The organism is Pseudomonas flexibilis (assembly GCF_000802425.1).
Classification (GTDB): domain Bacteria; phylum Pseudomonadota; class Gammaproteobacteria; order Pseudomonadales; family Pseudomonadaceae; genus Serpens; species Serpens flexibilis.
Map to the genome: position 1 here is coordinate 183,436 of NZ_JRUD01000024.1, position 16,428 is coordinate 199,863.

Genomic DNA, 16,428 nt, shown 5'->3' on the forward strand with positions numbered 1-16,428 from the left:
CATGGCGAGCACACCCGCGTACTACGGTTTCTGGCATCACCTGGGGCGTCTGCTGCTGAGACTCGGCGCCTGGCTGGTGCTGCTGTTCCTGATCCTGCCGATCCTGGTGATCGTGCCGCTGTCGTTCAACGTCGAGCCGTTCTTCAGCTTCACCGAAGGCATGCTCACCCTGCAGCCGGAGGCCTACTCGCTGCGCTGGTACGAGCAGGTGTTCAGCGATCCGCGCTGGCGCCTGGCGATCAGGAACAGCTTCATCATCGGCCTCTTCGCCACGGCGTTGGCCACCGTGCTGGGCACCTGTGCGGCGCTCGGCTTGGCGCGCGCCGACATGCCGATGCGCCGGCTGATCACTGCCCTGCTGCTCTCGCCGATGATAGTGCCGCTGATCATCACCGCCGCCGGCATGTTCTTCTTCTATTCCAGCCTGGGCCTGGCCGGCACCCACCTGGGGGTGATCCTTGCGCATGCCGCGCTGGGCACGCCGTTCGTGGTGATCACCGTGACCGCCGCGCTGACCGGCTTCGACTACAGCCTGGCGCGCGCCGCGCTGGGCCTGGGCGCCACGCCGTGGCGCATGTTCTTCGACATCATCGTGCCGCTGATCCGGCCCGGAGTGATCAGCGGCGCGCTGTTCGCCTTCATCACCTCGTTCGATGAGGTGGTGGTCATCCTGTTCCTCGCCGGGCCGCAGCAGCGCACCATTCCGCGGCAGATGTTCTCGGGGCTGCGCGAGCAGATCAATCCGAGCATTCTGGCCATCGCCACCCTGCTGATCCTGTTCTCCATCGCCCTGCTGGTGACCATAGAGCTGCTGCGCCGGCGCGCCGCGCGCCTGCGCCTGGCCCCCGCCGACTGACCGGGCGGCGCTCAGTGGCTTCCGCCCGCGCGGTGCATGGGCTTAGAATCCCGGGCATCCTGTCCATCCAGGCGGACCCGTGAGCCCGCGTGGCCCGGTCGGCGGCGATCCCGCTCGACCACCAGGCCCCCCGTCCTCGGCAACTCGTCACCGTTGATTGCCCTTCGGCGCCTGTCGCGCTCACCCTACGCAGAACAATGCGGCCAGCCGTGCCGCGCCGATTAGCCTTCAGCAGGACCCCGTCATGCCCGATTACCGCTCGAAAACCTCCACCCACGGCCGCAACATGGCCGGCGCCCGCGCCCTGTGGCGCGCCACCGGGATGAAGGACGAAGACTTCAAGAAGCCGATCATCGCCATCGCCAACTCCTTCACCCAGTTCGTGCCCGGCCACGTGCACCTGAAGGACCTGGGCCAGCTGGTCGCCCGCGAGATCGAGAAGGCCGGCGGCGTGGCCAAGGAATTCAACACCATTGCCGTGGACGACGGCATCGCCATGGGCCACGACGGCATGCTGTATTCGCTGCCCAGCCGCGAAATCATCGCCGACTCCGTGGAATACATGGTCAACGCCCACTGCGCCGACGCGCTGGTGTGCATCTCCAACTGCGACAAGATCACCCCCGGCATGCTGATGGCCGCCCTGCGCCTGAACATTCCGGTGGTGTTTGTCTCCGGCGGCCCGATGGAAGCCGGCAAGACCAAGCTGTCCGCCCACGGCCTGGACCTGGTGGACGCCATGGTGGTCGCCGCCGACAGCTCCTGCTCCGACGAGAAGGTCGCCGAGTACGAGCGCAGCGCCTGCCCCACCTGCGGCAGTTGCTCGGGCATGTTCACCGCCAACTCCATGAACTGCCTGGCCGAAGCCCTGGGCCTGGCCCTGCCGGGCAACGGCTCCACCCTGGCCACCCACGCCGACCGCGAGCAGCTGTTCCTGCGCGCCGGCCGCCTGATCGTCGAGCTGTGCCAGCGCTACTACGGCGAGGGCGACGAATCGGCCCTGCCGCGCTCGATCGCCAACTTCAAGGCCTTCGAGAACGCCATGACCCTGGACATCGCCATGGGCGGTTCCACCAACACCATCCTGCACCTGCTGGCCGCCGCCCAGGAGGCGGATGTAGCGTTCGACCTGCGCGACATCGACCGTCTGTCCCGCCGTGTGCCGCAGCTGTGCAAGGTGGCGCCGAACATCCAGAAGTACCACATGGAAGACGTGCACCGCGCCGGCGGCATCTTCTCCATCCTCGGCGAGCTGGCCCGTGGCGGCCTGCTGCACACCCACGTGCCGACCGTGCACAGCAAGACCATGGCCGAGGGCATCGCCCAGTGGGACATCACCCAGACCAGTGACCCGGCCGTGCACGAGTTCTTCAAGGCCGGTCCGGCCGGCATCCCGACCCAGACCGCGTTCAGCCAGAACACCCGCTGGCCGAGCCTCGACCTGGACCGCGCCGAAGGCTGCATCCGCTCCGTGGCGCACGCCTATTCCACCGAAGGTGGCCTGGCCGTGCTGTACGGCAACATCGCCCTGGACGGCTGCGTGGTGAAAACCGCCGGCGTGGACGAATCCATCCACGTGTTCGAAGGCACCGCCAAGGTGTTCGAAAGCCAGGATGCCGCCGTGAAGGGCATCCTCGGCGACGAAGTGAAGGCCGGCGACGTGGTGATCATCCGCTACGAAGGCCCGAAGGGCGGCCCGGGCATGCAGGAAATGCTCTACCCGACCAGCTACCTGAAATCCAAGGGCCTGGGCAAGGACTGCGCCCTGCTCACCGACGGCCGCTTCTCCGGCGGCACCTCGGGCCTGTCCATCGGCCACGCCTCGCCGGAAGCCGCGTCCGGCGGCGCCATCGGCCTGATTAAGGACGGCGACAAGATCCTCATCGACATCCCGCAGCGCAGCATCAACCTGCTGGTGTCCGATGACGAGCTGGCTGCCCGCCGCGCCGAGCAGGACAAGAAGGGCTGGAAGCCCGCCCAGCCGCGTGCCCGCAAGGTATCCACCGCCCTCAAGGCCTATGCCCTGCTGGCCACCAGCGCCGACAAGGGCGCGGTGCGCAACAAGGCCATGCTGGAAGGCTGATCGCCCCGCGTGAATCAACGAGCCCGGCCCATGATGCCGGGCTCGTCGTTTAGACCTACCCCAACCCTTGTCCCTGCCATGGTTTCCAGAGGATGCAACCGCGCATGAAGGCCTCGCCCGTTGATTTCAGTGCTCTGCCGTATGCCCTGCAGACTATGCTGTTCGTCCTGGCGCCTTCTGTGCCGGGTCAGACCAAGACAGCCCTGATCAGGCAGTTGCGCGCCCTGGATATTCGCGTCACGGGCACGCGCCTGGTGGACAGCGGCAACTTCGAGGAACTGGCCCATGAGTTGCAGGCCACCGGCTGGATAACCCGCGAGCAGCACAACAGGCAGTCGTTGCTCTGCCTGGCGCCCCAGCAGCGGCATCTGGTGTTCCTGCACCTGCTTGAGTCGCCGGATCGTTTCAGGGTCCTCGCCTCGCACCTGGATCAGTTGGGCGAACTCGACCCCTGGGTAAGGCCCGGCCGAGGCCGGCTCTTGCAGGAGACCTGGCTGGCCATCGCCGCCGATGATGGCGAGTACCTGGAACAGGCCCTTGATCGACTTAATGAGTTCGTGCCGCTTCCGTCCCTTCTGCCGCAGCACCCGCTGGAGCACATGCTTCACGACGAGGCGGGGCGCATCCTGTTCGAGCGCCTGTCGCTGCCGGTTCGCCAATTGCTGTTGGCGGATCACCTGCTGACGACTTCCCTGCTTTCGGCGCCGGCCGGACCGAGCTATCCACTGGCGCGGCAGGCCCTGCAACAGCACACCTCGCCGATGCTTGCCCTGCAGGTGCTGCTCCAGGCTTTGTGGCGCGGTGACCGCCAGGCCATCACCGATCTGGCGCAAGACAGCCAGGGATTGATGCCGCGCGTCGTCAGCCTGTTCGCCGACGGGCAACTGAGCGAGATGCTCGGCGTTCTCCGCGCCTGGATCGCCGAGACGCGCAAACAAAGCAAGAAGCGCAAGATTGAGCTGCCCTCGACCCTCAATGCGTTCTACTGCCTGGCACTGATCGGCGAAAACGATCCGGCCCAGTATCCGGCGCTCAGGCAGGCGCTGCAGGTGGGTGAAAAACACGGCTACGGGATGGCCTATGGCCCGCTGCTGGGCGTTCTCGATCGGCTGCAAGGCATGCGCCAGGTGCGGCGGGTGGTTCTCCCCCGCCTGTCCCCGGGCCTGGATGGCCTGATGCTGGGGTTGGCGCTGTACTGGCTGGATGAGCCGGACGCCGGGCAGGAGGCCTGGAAAACCACCCTGCAACAGCACGCCCGGCAGTTGGAACAGAACGGCTACCACTGGCTGGCGGGCGAATTCGATGCCTTGATCAGCAGGCAATTCGGGGGCGCGGCTCCGCAAGGTACCGGTGACGCCACGCCCCTGGTGGATCTGTTCCAGCGCCAGGAGCGCTGGCAACTGGCGCTCAACGCCCTGAGCAAAATTCGCGCTTCGAACGCCGCGCCCGTCCAAGCGGCCAGCAAGAGTTCGCGCCTGGCCTGGCTGATCGGCATGGATCGTTACATGGGCCCGCACCTGGAGCCTCGCGAGCAGAAGCTCGGCGCCAAGGGGCAGTGGAGCAAGGGGCGTCCAATCGCCCTCAAGCGCTTGCTCGAAGACGGCGACAGCCTGGACTTTCTCTGCGACCAGGATCGCCAGGCCAGTCGGCTGATCCAGGTGGAGAGTTACTACGGCGGCAAGGAATACGTCCTGCCCGCCGCCGCCGCTCTGCAACGCCTGGTCGGCCACCCGGCGCTGTTCTGGAGCGATGCCCCGGATGTGCGCGTCGATGTCAGCCTCGGCGAGCCCGGCTTGCGCCTGCAGGCGGAAGATGACCGGATCACCCTCACGCTGCAGCCCCGGGGCATTGGCAACGGCGAGCTGTGGCTGGAAAAGGAAACCCCCACCCGGCTGAAGATCTACCCCGTCACCAAGGAGCTGCGACAGATCGCGGAAATTCTCGGTGAGGGCCTGAGCGTGCCGCGGACGGCCAAGGCGCAACTGGTCGAGGCCGTCGCCGGCATCGCCCCTTTGCTGCCGATTCATTCGGACCTTCCCGAGCTGGCCGGGCATGTCGAACAGATCCCCGCCGACGAACGCCTCTACGCGCACCTGCTGCCTCTGGCCGAAGGCCTGCGCCTGCAACTGCTGCTGCGCCCGCTGCCCGAGGGCGGCTGGCTGCGCCCCGGCCAGGGCAGCCAGCGGCTGCTTGGCGAGCGTGACGGCAAAGCCGTGCAGGTGAGCCGTGACCTGCGGGCCGAACAGCGCCGCCTCAAACAGGTGCTCGACGCCTGCCCGAGCCTGGCCGAAGCCGACCACGACGGCCAGGAGTGGCAACTGCAACACCCCCAGCATGCGCTGCAGCTACTGAGCGAATTGCAGACCATCGACGAGCAACTGTTGCAGTGCGTCTGGCCCGAAGGCGAGCGCATGCGCATCAAGGGCAACCGCGATATCCGGCAGCTCAGGCTGGGCCTCAAACAGCAGGGCGACTGGTTTCAGCTACAGGGCGGCATCACCCTGGACGACGGCACGGTGCTACAACTGCGCCAGTTGCTGGAACTGCTGCAAGCCAGCCCCGGACGCTTCATCAAGCTCGGCGACAACGACTGGCTGGCCATTGGCAACAGCCTGCGCAGGCGCCTCGACGAACTCGCCCACCTGGCCGAGCGCATCAACGACGATGGCTTGCGCCTGAGCCCGCTGAGCACACCGCTGCTTGCCGAGCTGGCCGATGAGGCCGGCGAGTTCAAGGCCGGCGCGCAGTGGCGGGCACAATTGCAGCGCCTGCGCTCGCTGCGTGACTACCAGCCGGAGCCGCCCGGGACCCTGCAGGCCGAGCTGCGCGACTACCAGCAGGACGGTTTCACCTGGCTGGCGCGCCTGGCGCACTGGGGGGTGGGTGCCTGCCTGGCCGACGACATGGGCCTGGGCAAGACCGTGCAGACCCTGGCGCTGCTGCTGTTACGCGCCAGCGAAGGCCCGCAACTGGTCGTGGCGCCGACCTCGGTGGCGCTCAACTGGCTTAACGAGGCGCGTCGTTTCGCGCCGACCCTGAACCTGCGCAACTATCACCAGCAGCGCAGCCTCGAGGGTCTTGGCCCCCGCGACCTGCTGATCGCCAGCTATGGGCTGTTGCAGCAGGACGCCGAGGCCTTCGCCGCCGTGCCGTGGACCACCTTGGTGCTCGACGAAGCCCAGGCCATCAAGAATGCCCAGACCAAGCGTTCCCAGGCGGCCATGGCCCTGCGGGCGGGTTTTCGCATCGCCGTCACCGGCACGCCGCTGGAGAATCACCTGGGTGAGCTGTGGAACCTGTTCCGCTTCCTCAACCCTGGCCTTCTCGGCAGCCAGGAGAGTTTCACCCGGCGCTTCGCCAATCCCATCGAGGGCGGCGACGCCGGTGCGCGCCGCGCGCTGAAACAGTTGATCCAGCCCTTCATCCTGCGTCGCCTGAAGAGCCAGGTCCTGGACGAATTACCAGCACGCACCGAGATCACCTATCGCGTGCCGTTGTCCGACGCCGAGACCCACCAGTACGAGGCGCTGCGTCAGCAGGCGCTGGAAAACCTCGACATCGCCGGGGGAGACGGCCAGCGCCCGCTGCGGGTGCTGGCGGAAATCACCCGGCTGCGGCGTTTCTGCTGTCATCCCTCGCTGGTGCTGCCCGGCTCGCCCCTGGCCGGCGCAAAGCTGCTGGCGTTCCAGCGGATACTCGGGGAACTGCTGGAGAACCGCCACAAGGCGCTGGTGTTCAGCCAGTTTGTCGATCACCTGGCCATCGTCCGGCGCTGGCTCGAACAGCAGGGTATCGCCTACCAGTATCTTGACGGCTCCACACCGGGAAAGGCCCGCCAGGCGGCTGTCGACGCCTTCCAGTCGGGCAGCGGCGAAGTGTTCCTGATCAGCCTCAAGGCCGGCGGCAGCGGACTCAACCTGACCGCCGCCGACTATGTCATCCACCTCGATCCCTGGTGGAACCCGGCGGTGGAGGATCAGGCCAGCGACCGGGCCCACCGCATTGGCCAGCAACGGCCGGTAACCGTGTACCGGCTGGTGGCCGAGAACACCATTGAGGAGCGCATCGTCAGTCTGCACGCCCGCAAGCGTGATCTCGCCGACAGCCTGCTCGAAGGCGGCGAGCAGAGCGGCAAGCTGGACGCCGATGCGTTGTTGGCGCTGCTGCGGGGCGATTGAGTACGGCGCGTCGGCGCCGGGCCAACAAAAAAGCCCGCTATCAGGCGGGCTTTGGTGTCCCGGGCCGGGCTCAGGCCTTGCCGGTGATGATCAGGTACTTCTGCATCAGCTCGTCCTTGCTCTCGACGTTGTTTTCGTCGAGCGGGATGCAGTCCACCGGGCACACCTGCTGACACTGGGGTTCGTCGTAGTGGCCGACGCATTCGGTGCACAGGTTGGGGTCGATGACGTAGATCTCCTCGCCCTGGGAGATGGCGCCGTTGGGGCATTCGGGTTCGCAGACGTCGCAGTTGATGCAGTCGTCGGTGATTTTCAGGGACATGCTACAGCTCCCGTCACGGCGCCCAGCCGTGACTACGTGACCAGTTTGCGGCGAATTGTGCCGGATTGGCGCGCGGTGCGCAGCACCGGCGCCGGGTATCAGCCCTTGAAGCGCTGGGCCAGCGCCTCGGCCACCGCCGGGTGGACGAAATTGCTGATGTCGCCGCCAAGGCAGGCGATCTCGCGCACCAGGGTCGAGGAAATATAGGAGTACTTCTCCGACGGGGTGAGGAACATGCTCTCCACGTCGGGCACCAGCTGGCGATTCATGTTGGCCAGCTGGAATTCGTACTCGAAGTCGGACACCGCGCGCAGGCCGCGCAGCAGCACGTTGGCCTGCTGTTCGCGGACGAAGTGCGCCAGCAGGGTGGAGAAGCCCACCACCTGCACGTTCGGCAGGTGCTTGGTGACTTCCTTGGCCAGCTCTACCCGTTGCTCCAGGGAGAACAGCGGGTTCTTCTTCGGGCTGGCGGCGACCGCGACGATCACCTGTTCGAACAGCCGCGAGGCGCGCTCGATGAGATCGCCATGGCCTCGAGTAATGGGGTCGAAAGTGCCCGGGTAAAGCACACGGTTCATCGCGACGTCCTGCTGGGTTGAGAAGCGCGGATGGTAACGCAGGGGATTTGTCCCGCAAAGCGCCGGATGCGCCGCGTTGCCGTGAGTCTGTGTGCGAGAAAAGCGGGGTTTTCGGTGCGCCGCGCGGCCCCACAGGGGAAGTCGAGCCGAGCGGCGTTCCGTAATCAGGCGCCCAGCCGTTCCACCAGCGCGGCGCTGAGCTTGGCGGTCAGGGCGTAGATGGACAGCTGCGGGTTGGCGCCGATGCTGGTGGGGAACAGCGAGCCGTCGTGAATCGACAGGTTTTCCAGCTGATGGTGGCGACCGAGGCTGTCCACCACCGCCTGGCGGGGGTCCTCGCCCATGGCGCAGCCGCCCATGACGTGGGCGCAGCCCAGGCGGGTGCGGTATTTCTCCAGGCGCAGTCCATCGATCAGCGTGCGCGCCTCGCCGAGGCTGCTGACGTAACCGGCGTCGGCATGTAGCGGCAACACCGCCTTGGCGCCGGCGGCGAACTGGATCTCCGCCATGTGATGGAAGGCGCGGCGCAGACCATCCCACGTGTAATCGGTGATGCGGTAGTCGAGTACCGGCGTGTCGTCGCCGCGCAGCTCGACGGTGCCTTCGGCGCTGTTCGGGTGGAAGCCGTCGCGCATCAGCGCCAGCATCATGTTGGTGTGTGGCAGCTGCTCCATGCGCAGAGCGTTGTCCACGCCGAAGCGGCCGAGCAGTGTGCTGGCCAGCGCCGGGTGCAGCGGCGGCACTTCCAGCTTGTAGGACATGCGGCCGCTGACGCCGTCCTGCCACTGGAAGTGATCCGAATACACCGATTGCGGCGCGCCGTAGAAGGGGTTGATGACCTGCTCGAACTGCGCCGCCGAGAAGTTCACCAGATGCAGGAAGGTGCGCTTGCCGGTGCGCTGGTACGGATCCGGCGCGGCGGAGCGCATGAGCAGCCCGGGGGTGTTGATGCCGCCGCCGGCCAGCAGGTAATGACGCGCCTTGATCAGGACGCGCCGGCCGCGGGGTTCGACGCAGCGTGCGTCCATGCCTTGGCATTCCAGGCCGACCACCCGGTCGCCGCCGATCAGCAGACGCTGGGCGCGCGCCATGTAGAGCAGCTCGCCGCCCTGTTCCAGCGTCGCCGGCAGGGTGGTGACCAGCATCGACTGCTTGGCGTTCACCGGGCAGCCCATGCCGCAGTAGCCGAGATTCCAGCAGCCCTTAACGTTGCGCGGGATCACCGCCCAGTGGTAGCCGAGCTTCTCGCAACCGGCGCGCAGCACATCGTTGTTGGCGTTCGGCGGCATGGCCCAGGGTTGCACGCCCAGGCGTTGCTCCATGCGCTCGAACCAGGGGGCCATTTCCGCCGCGCTCAGGCCACGTACGCCATGTTCGCGGGCCCAGTGCTCCAGGGTCGGCTCGGGGGTGCGGAAGCTGGAGGTCCAGTTGATCAGCGTGGTGCCGCCCACCGCGCGGCCCTGCAGGATGGTCACGGCGCCGTCCTTGCTCATGCGGCCGATGCCTTCCTGGTAGAGCGCCGGATAGGCCTCGCTTTCCTGCATGCGGAAGTCGGTGCTGGTCTTCAGCGGGCCTTCCTCGACGATCAGCACCTTCAAACCGGCGGCGCTGAGGATTTCCGCGCTGGTGCCGCCGCCGGCCCCGCTGCCGACGATCACGACATCGGTTTCCAGGGTCAGGTCGTTTTCCAGACGCGAGCCGTCGTGGGTTTTCCAGCCGCGGGCAATCCCGTCGGCGAACAGATCGGGTACAGGCATGGCAGAGGCGCCCTCGTGTTCTTGTTATGGCCGGGATTCAGACGGTCGGCGGGCCGGGGTAGCCGCAACGCGCCCAGGATTCCGGGCGCGCGTACCAGGCCATCATCACCAACTGCAGCAGCGAGGCATGACCCATGCGCAGCAACGCCAGCGAACTGTTTTCCCAGCGGGCGAGAAAGTTGCGGACCGCCTCGGGGCTGGCCGTTTCCCAGCCGCCCCAGATGCCGGTCAGCGGCCCCCGGGTGACCGGCAGTGCCAGCACGTCAAGCATCTGTCGGGTGAGCTTGAGCATTTCCGGCGACAGGTGGGCGAGCTGATGATCCAGCCCCTGAACGGTGGCGGCCGAGGCGTCCGCCAGGCGGGGCAGCTCCACGGCGCCTTCCAGCATCACCGGCACCAGGGCGGCGAGGACCGGCAGGTCGGCGGGGCGCAGCGCCTGGTAGCCCTCGGCAGGTGCGCTGGCGAAACGATCCACCAGCGCGACGGTGACGCCGGCGGTGGCCAGCACGGCGCCGCCGAGCAGGCCGATCTTGAGCAGGCTGCGGCGGCCGATGACAGGTGCGGTCAGGGTGGTCATCGTCAATCCTCCGGCTCAGCGGATGAATAGCCGGTAGACCAGCTTCTGCAGCAGCTTGCCGTACGGCGGGTAGATCAGCTGGGCGGCGTTGAAGCGTTGCTTGCTGAACACCGTGCGCGCGGTGCTGAAGGTCAGGAAGCCCTCGCGGCCATGGTAGTGGCCCATGCCGGAGGCGCCGACGCCGCCGAATGGCGCGTCGTCCTGGGCCACGTGCAACAGGGTGTCGTTGAGGCACACGCCACCCGAGCGGGTGTTCTCCAGTACGCGCTGCTGCTCGGCCTTGTCGTAGCCGAAGTAGTAGAGCGCCAGCGGGCGCGGTCGGTCGTTGATGTAGTCCAGCGCCTGGTCGAGGCTGCGGTAGGGCAGCACCGGCAGCAGCGGGCCGAAGATCTCCTCCTGCATCACCTGCATGTCATCGCGGGTGTCAAGCAGCAGGCAGTGCGGCAGGCGGCGGGCCTGGTGCTCGGCGAACAGCGGCACGCGACGGGCCCCCTGGGCTTCGGCGTCGCTCAGGTAGCCCTCCAGGCGGCGCAGCTGGCGCTCATTGATGATCGAGGTGTAGTCGGGGTTGTCCGCCAGGCGCGGGAAAAACCGCTGCACTGCTTCGCGGTAGCAGGTAACGAACTCCTCCACCCGCGATTCGGGCACCAGCACATAGTCGGGCGCGATGCAGGTCTGCCCGGCGTTCAGGGTCTTGCCCCAGGCGATGCGCTCGGCGGCGTGCTTCATCGGCACGTCAGTGGAGACGATTGCTGGCGACTTGCCGCCCAGCTCCAGGGTCACCGGGGTGAGGTTCTCCGCGGCGGCGCGCATCACGTGCTTGCCGACGCTGGTGGCGCCGGTGAACAGCAGGTGGTCGAACGGCAGCCTGGAGAAGGCGACGCCGACATCTACCTCGCCGGTGACCACCGCCACCAGGTCCTCGGGGAAGATGCGCGCCAGCAGCTCCTTGAGCACTTGGGAGAAGACCGGAGTGGACTCGCTCATCTTGATCATCACCCGGTTGCCGGCGGCCAGCGCGCCGGTGAGCGGGCCGATGGCCAGGAACAGCGGGTAGTTCCACGGCACGATGACGCCGACCACGCCCAGCGGCTGGTAGAGCACCCGGGTGGCGGCCGGCTGGAACGGCAGCCCGACACTGCGTTTGGACGGCTTCATCCAGCCCTTGAGGTGCTTGCTGGCGTAATGGATGCCCAGCACGCTGGGCATGATCTCCGCCATGCGGGTTTCATCGGCGCTGCGGTTGCCGAAGTCCTGGCTGATGGCGGCGATGATTGCTTCCTGCTCGTCCACGAGCAGCCGGCGCAGGGCGTTGAGCCAGGCGCGGCGCTGTTCGGCGCTGGGGTTGGGATCGGCGAGGAAGGCGCTGCGCTGGCGAGCCAGCAGACCCTCCAGCGAGGCTTGGGTCGAGGCAGCGGCGTCCGCGGCAAAGGCCAGATCGGCAGGCATGGCACGTCTCCTTGTTATGTGGCGGCCGGCAGGCGCGCCTGTGTATGCCTGGTTTAGAGTAAATGCTCTAGACTGTCAATTCAGCATGCCAAGCCCTGTGATGGATCACAGCCCAACGAAAAGCTGGCCGTCGGCGTTCGGCTGCCGTTCGCAACCCGACGAGTGCGGACGGTGTAACGTAGCCCGACCGCTTTGCTACCGAGTCCGCCATGTCACCAGCCCTCAGTACCCGCGAGCGCATCGTCCAGGCCAGCCTGGAGCTGTTCAACAGCCAGGGCGAGCGCAGCGTTACCACCAATCACATCGCCGCCCACCTCGGCATTTCGCCGGGCAATCTGTATTACCACTACCGCAACAAGCAGGCGATCATCGCCGAGCTGTTCGCCGTCTATGAGCAGGAGGTGCGGACCTTCCTGCATGTGCCCGCCGGGCGCGGGCTGACCCTGGACGACAAGGCTGGCTACCTGCAGGCGCTGCTGGATGCCATGTGGCGCTACCGCTTCCTGCACCGCGACCTGGAACACCTGCTGGACAGTGACGCGCAGCTGGCCGAGCGCTACCGGACGTTCGCCGCGCAGAGCCTGGAACACGCCCGGCACGTCTATCAGGGCTTCGTCGATGCCGGCATCCTGTGCATGACCGCGCGCCAAGTGGACGCGCTTGCCCTCAACGCCTGGATTCTGTCGACGTCCTGGGTGCGTTACCTGTGCACCACGGCGTCGGCGGCCAGCCTGGATGAAGCCGAGCTGCGGCGCGGGCTCTATCAGCTGCTTGCCCTGGAAGAAGGCTACCTGAGCGACGGGTTCCGCGAGGCGGTACAGGCGTACATGGAGCGGCTGCTGGACGCCTGAGCAGGGTTCAGGCAGGTCGCTCGCTGGCGCTGGGCAGGCGTTCGGGTGCCTGCGCGCGCCCATGCACTTCGCCCAGCCAGGCGGGAATGCGCCGCTCCAGGTAGTAGTCGGGCTGGCGGGGCGTGCCTTCGATGAAACCGACATGCCCGCCCTGGCGGCTGAGCTCAAAGCGTGTGGTGAGGGACAGCTCACCGGCCTCCGGCAGGCTGTGGCGAAACACGAAAGGATCGTCCTCCGCCTGGATCAGCAGCGTGGGCACGCGAATACCGCCCAGGTAGTAACGGCTGGAGGCACGGCGGTAGTAGTCGGCGGCGTCGGCGAAGCCATGCAGCGGCGCGGTCACCCGGCCGTCGAAGTCCCAGAAGGTGCGCAGCTGCGTGAGGGGTCCGAGTGCCTCCAGACACCGCAGATGTTCCTGCAGGCCCTGTTCGCGGAAGTGTTGCTGCTTGGTCTGCACATAGGCACGCATGGCCTGCATGAAGTGGCGCTGGTACACGCGTGAGAAGCCCAGGGCGATGCGGTCCGCGCACTGGTCGAGGCGGTATGGCACCGACACCGCCACCGCGCCTTGCAGTGGGCAGTCGCTGCCGCTTTCGCCCAGGTACTTGAGCAACACGTTGCCGCCCAACGAATAGCCGGCCGCGTAAAGCGGAGCCAGCGGCCGTTGCGCGCGCAGGTGGGCGACAACCTCGGCCAGGTCGTCACTGGCGCCGGAGTGATAGGCGCGCGGCAGGCTGTTCGGCTCGCCGGAACAGCCCCGCCAGTTCAGTGCGACGCTCGCCCAGCCTTGCTCCGCCAGGCGCTGCTGCAAGCCGAGCACATACAGCGAGGACGACGACCCGGTCAGTCCGTGCAGCACCAGCACCAACGGTGCCCGGGCATCGTGGGGGCCGTGCCAGTCCAGATCGAGGAAGTCGCCATCCGCCAGCCACAGCCGCTCGCGCTGGCGCGCCAGTTGCGGTGGTGTACGAAAGAACGGCGACCAGAGGGTCTGCAGATGCGGGCCAGGTAGCCACCAGGCGGGACGGAACGGGTGCATGTCGGAATCTTGAATCGTTCGTGCTCGGAAGTTCAGCGTAGAAGCGCAGCGGAGTGAGGGGAAGCGCGGTTGTCGGCGCGGCGGTCTATGTCTTTGGAGAGATGGGGACGGTCGGGGCCGGATGCTAGAGTCTCGCTGCCCGCTTCCAAAGAGAATTTCCTGCATGAATATCGTCGAATTTGCCGATCTGCTGCGCGCCGCCGAGCAGCAGGCACAGCCGCAACGTCTGCTGATGGTGTTCGTCAGTGCGGAGCTGCCCGCCGATGCCACGGCCGAGGAGCGTCGCCGTTTCGAGGCCGGCGCGGGGGGTAACCTGCGCCCGGTGCTCTGTGTGGACAAGTTGCCCGCCGAGCTGACCGACTTCCCCGCCTTGCGCGACGAGGCCGCTCGCACCGGCATCGGCTGGGACCTGGTGTTGGTCGCCGGCCTTTCCGGGCGCGGTGGCGTCGCGCCCTCCAGCGACGCGGCCGAGCAGCCGCTCAAGCAGATGGTGGCCGCCATTGAGAGCGGCAGCATTGGCCAATTCCTGGGGTTTGATCGGGATGGGCAGGTGGTGGCGTTCTACTGAGCCCCTGGGGCGGCATAGGCGTTCCGGAGTCACCCGTAGACACGCTCTTGTGGCACCGGCAAGCGGGCCAAGCGCTCGGCATGGCGGTTCTCCTTCGCCGTCCGCCACTGCGAAACCAGCTCCGGTAGATCGGGCCGCTGAGCGAATTCGCCGAACACGGCCTGCGGAGTAATCAGGCGTTGGCCTTGCGTCTGCAGGCGCAGCAGGGTGCGCGTTAGCTGTTGCCGCTGGCTGTGGGCCAGCTGGCTGGCCAGCAGGACGCCTTGATTGTAAAGGCGACGCAGCTCCTCCTCGCTTTTGTTGTAGAAGCGGCGGTCATGTCGCAAGCGGACTGCGCGGCGGAACTGCAGGTAGCTCCCAGGCCTCCAGTCCGCCAGTGCGCGCTCGAGCGCCTTAACTTGCTCGGCCAGGTCGTCGGCTTCCTCTCGGCTGAACAGTTCGCCGTCCCGCTCCAGGCTGGCAGTCCAGCGCAGCAGGGTTGTCAGAGCCGCCCGACTGTAGCCGGTATCGCTGGAGTGTTCCGCCAGGGAGGGCTGTCCGCGTTGCGGCATGTCGCCCTGCAAGTCGAGAAGGCCAGCGTATTGGGCGCAGGTCAGGCTTTCCAGGGCTTCGCAACCCGGTTGCCAGAGTATCGAGGCCTCGCTCTTGGCGTCCTTCTTGCGGGGCATGAAATGCCGTTGCTCGCCATGGTGCTCGTAAGGGTCACCCTTCAGGTTGAGGAGTCCAGCCAACAGCAGCGTGACCCCGCCCAGGGGGGAGAGATGCAGGGTTGCGGTGCCCGCCATCAGCAACTTCCACTCGGCATCCAGCCATGGAGTGGGTACGCCCGGAATCAGGTCGTTGTGGTTGACCAGGCGGTGGTGAATCAGCTCCTGCGCGCCCTGTACGAAGGTCCGGTCGCCGGCACGGGGAGCACCGAAGGTGTAGAGCTGAACTTGAGGTTGTTTCGGTTCCCGCCGTAACCACTCTGCGAGTAACAAGGCGATGGCGCCGCCCAAGCTGTGGCCGCAGACCATGATGCTGTGGTCGGGGTGATAAAACGCATCCAGATAGCGCTGCACAAAGGCCCGAGCAGCTTTGAAGCCGCCATGAAACCCTCGATGTGCCTGCCCCACGCCCCCGCTGAATGGTTCCTGGCGGCCATCCAGGTCCGTCAGAATGTCCTTGAGGCCCTGAGTGCCACGTATGGAGATCAAGATCACCCGGTCGCTGTGGGTAATGAACCCCTGGGTTCCGCTGTCCTCGTGGTAGAGGAAATGCACATCCTCCGGGTTATTCCAGCCTCGCAGTGCCTCGTCCCGGTAACGGCTGGGGTCGTAAGGCATGACCTCCAGGCGCTTGGAATAAGGAACTTCCTCATACAGCAGGTGATACGGCCCTGCGGTATTGAACTGAGTCGGCCGCTTTCCGCATGACAGGCCTTCGCGCAGCACGTGACCAATACTGCCGGGCTCCTTGTAAGGAGGTGGAGCGGATTGGTACGGCGTGCCGAACGGTGCTTCCTTGCTGAACGGGGCATAGACGAAGGTGCTCATCACCGCCAGGTGATAGGCGTTCAATGCACAGAAAGCCTTGTCCCGGGAGAGCAGTGGGCGGTAGGCGCGTAAGGCCTTTACTTCCAGTACGTGATGTCGATTGGGCTCCAGATCAACGCCTAACTGCTGCTGGTCTGTGGCGTTTATCAGTTTCGGTGGCCTGGGGGCCCATCCGGAGTCCGGGTCCGGCAGATGCGCCGCCGCTTCGACGAAATCGCTGACTTCCACTCGAAAGAACTTGGCGCCTTCGGCGACCGCGAGCTCCTTGGCCAGATAGGTCTGGCCGTTATGGCGCGGGCCGAAGGGAGACTGCTCGGCGGCGACTTGCAAGGCTGTCAGGGGAATTTTGAACTCTGGTCTGATGATTAGCTCTTCGTACCATGTCCCGGATGCTCCATTACAAGGAGTCGAGAGGTCCAGTCTCAGAACACCGCAGAACAAATTGTCCGCCCGTGCGAAGCCGTCGTTATCGAGCGTGCCCGTGTAGATCTGTCCTTCTTTGCCGTGCAACTGATAGGAAAGGCCGGCATACGGTGACCCTTGGGCATGTTCGTTCACTACGCGGAAACTGACCCAGTGGCTGCGTAACGGGCAATCCAAGGCCTCAACCTGATTGGCTGGTGTAGGCATCCGTG

The 16,428-nt window shown here is 66.3% G+C and carries 12 protein-coding genes; 5 read left to right on the top strand and 7 right to left on the bottom strand.

Annotated features, from left to right (window positions below; translation table 11 throughout):
• Position 1 precedes the first annotated feature (1 nt).
• The 3 genes from SF06_RS15035 (at position 2) to SF06_RS15045 (ending at position 7,117) form a co-directional block, all read left to right on the top strand.
• Complete coding sequence (locus SF06_RS15035; protein ID WP_027588729.1) at positions 2 to 856, top strand: ABC transporter permease; 855 nt, start codon at positions 2 to 4, stop codon at positions 854 to 856.
• A 244-nt stretch (positions 857 to 1,100) separates the two neighbouring features.
• Complete coding sequence (gene ilvD, locus SF06_RS15040; protein WP_039562370.1) at positions 1,101 to 2,939, top strand: dihydroxy-acid dehydratase; 1,839 nt, start codon at positions 1,101 to 1,103, stop codon at positions 2,937 to 2,939.
• 104 nt (positions 2,940 to 3,043) lie between these two features.
• Positions 3,044 to 7,117 carry a DEAD/DEAH box helicase gene (locus SF06_RS15045; RefSeq protein ID WP_039562373.1) on the top strand — a complete coding sequence of 1,358 codons (4,074 nt, stop codon included), beginning with the start codon at positions 3,044 to 3,046 and terminating at the stop codon, positions 7,115 to 7,117.
• 70 nt (positions 7,118 to 7,187) lie between these two features.
• Here SF06_RS15045 and SF06_RS15050 read toward each other — a convergent pair whose 3' ends face one another.
• The 5 genes from SF06_RS15050 to SF06_RS15070 all read right to left on the bottom strand — a co-directional run bounded on the left by SF06_RS15050 (position 7,188) and on the right by SF06_RS15070 (position 11,800).
• Entirely contained in the window at positions 7,188 to 7,439 is a 252-nt protein-coding gene (locus SF06_RS15050; protein ID WP_008568547.1) for a YfhL family 4Fe-4S dicluster ferredoxin, read from the bottom strand.
• A gap of 98 nt (positions 7,440 to 7,537) precedes the next feature.
• The gene (gene coaD, locus SF06_RS15055) at positions 7,538 to 8,017 is read right to left on the bottom strand and encodes a pantetheine-phosphate adenylyltransferase (protein ID WP_027588732.1); all 480 of its coding nucleotides are present in this window, start codon (positions 8,015 to 8,017) and stop codon (positions 7,538 to 7,540) included.
• Between the two features lie 164 nt (positions 8,018 to 8,181).
• Positions 8,182 to 9,774, bottom strand: a complete 1,593-nt coding sequence (locus SF06_RS15060; protein ID WP_039562380.1) for a GMC family oxidoreductase — start codon at positions 9,772 to 9,774, stop codon at positions 8,182 to 8,184.
• Between the two features lie 37 nt (positions 9,775 to 9,811).
• The gene (locus tag SF06_RS15065) at positions 9,812 to 10,357 is read right to left on the bottom strand and encodes a hypothetical protein (protein WP_039562382.1); all 546 of its coding nucleotides are present in this window, start codon (positions 10,355 to 10,357) and stop codon (positions 9,812 to 9,814) included.
• Positions 10,358 to 10,366: 9 nt separating this feature from the next.
• Complete coding sequence (locus SF06_RS15070) at positions 10,367 to 11,800, bottom strand: coniferyl aldehyde dehydrogenase (RefSeq protein WP_039562383.1); 1,434 nt, start codon at positions 11,798 to 11,800, stop codon at positions 10,367 to 10,369.
• Positions 11,801 to 12,009: 209 nt separating this feature from the next.
• On the opposite strand from SF06_RS15070, the gene SF06_RS15075 reads away from it, so the two are divergent.
• Positions 12,010 to 12,651, top strand: a complete 642-nt coding sequence (locus tag SF06_RS15075; protein WP_039562384.1) for a TetR/AcrR family transcriptional regulator — start codon at positions 12,010 to 12,012, stop codon at positions 12,649 to 12,651.
• Between the two features lie 7 nt (positions 12,652 to 12,658).
• Here the strand turns inward: SF06_RS15075 and SF06_RS15080 are convergent, their stop codons facing one another.
• The gene (locus tag SF06_RS15080; protein WP_051587291.1) at positions 12,659 to 13,690 is read right to left on the bottom strand and encodes a hydrolase; all 1,032 of its coding nucleotides are present in this window, start codon (positions 13,688 to 13,690) and stop codon (positions 12,659 to 12,661) included.
• A 163-nt stretch (positions 13,691 to 13,853) separates the two neighbouring features.
• On the opposite strand from SF06_RS15080, the gene SF06_RS15085 reads away from it, so the two are divergent.
• Positions 13,854 to 14,258, top strand: a complete 405-nt coding sequence (locus tag SF06_RS15085) for a hypothetical protein (protein WP_027588737.1) — start codon at positions 13,854 to 13,856, stop codon at positions 14,256 to 14,258.
• A 29-nt stretch (positions 14,259 to 14,287) separates the two neighbouring features.
• On the opposite strand, the gene SF06_RS15090 is transcribed toward SF06_RS15085, so the two are convergent.
• The gene (locus tag SF06_RS15090; protein ID WP_175610501.1) at positions 14,288 to 16,423 is read right to left on the bottom strand and encodes a lipase family protein; all 2,136 of its coding nucleotides are present in this window, start codon (positions 16,421 to 16,423) and stop codon (positions 14,288 to 14,290) included.
• Between the last annotated feature and the right edge of the window lie 5 nt (positions 16,424 to 16,428).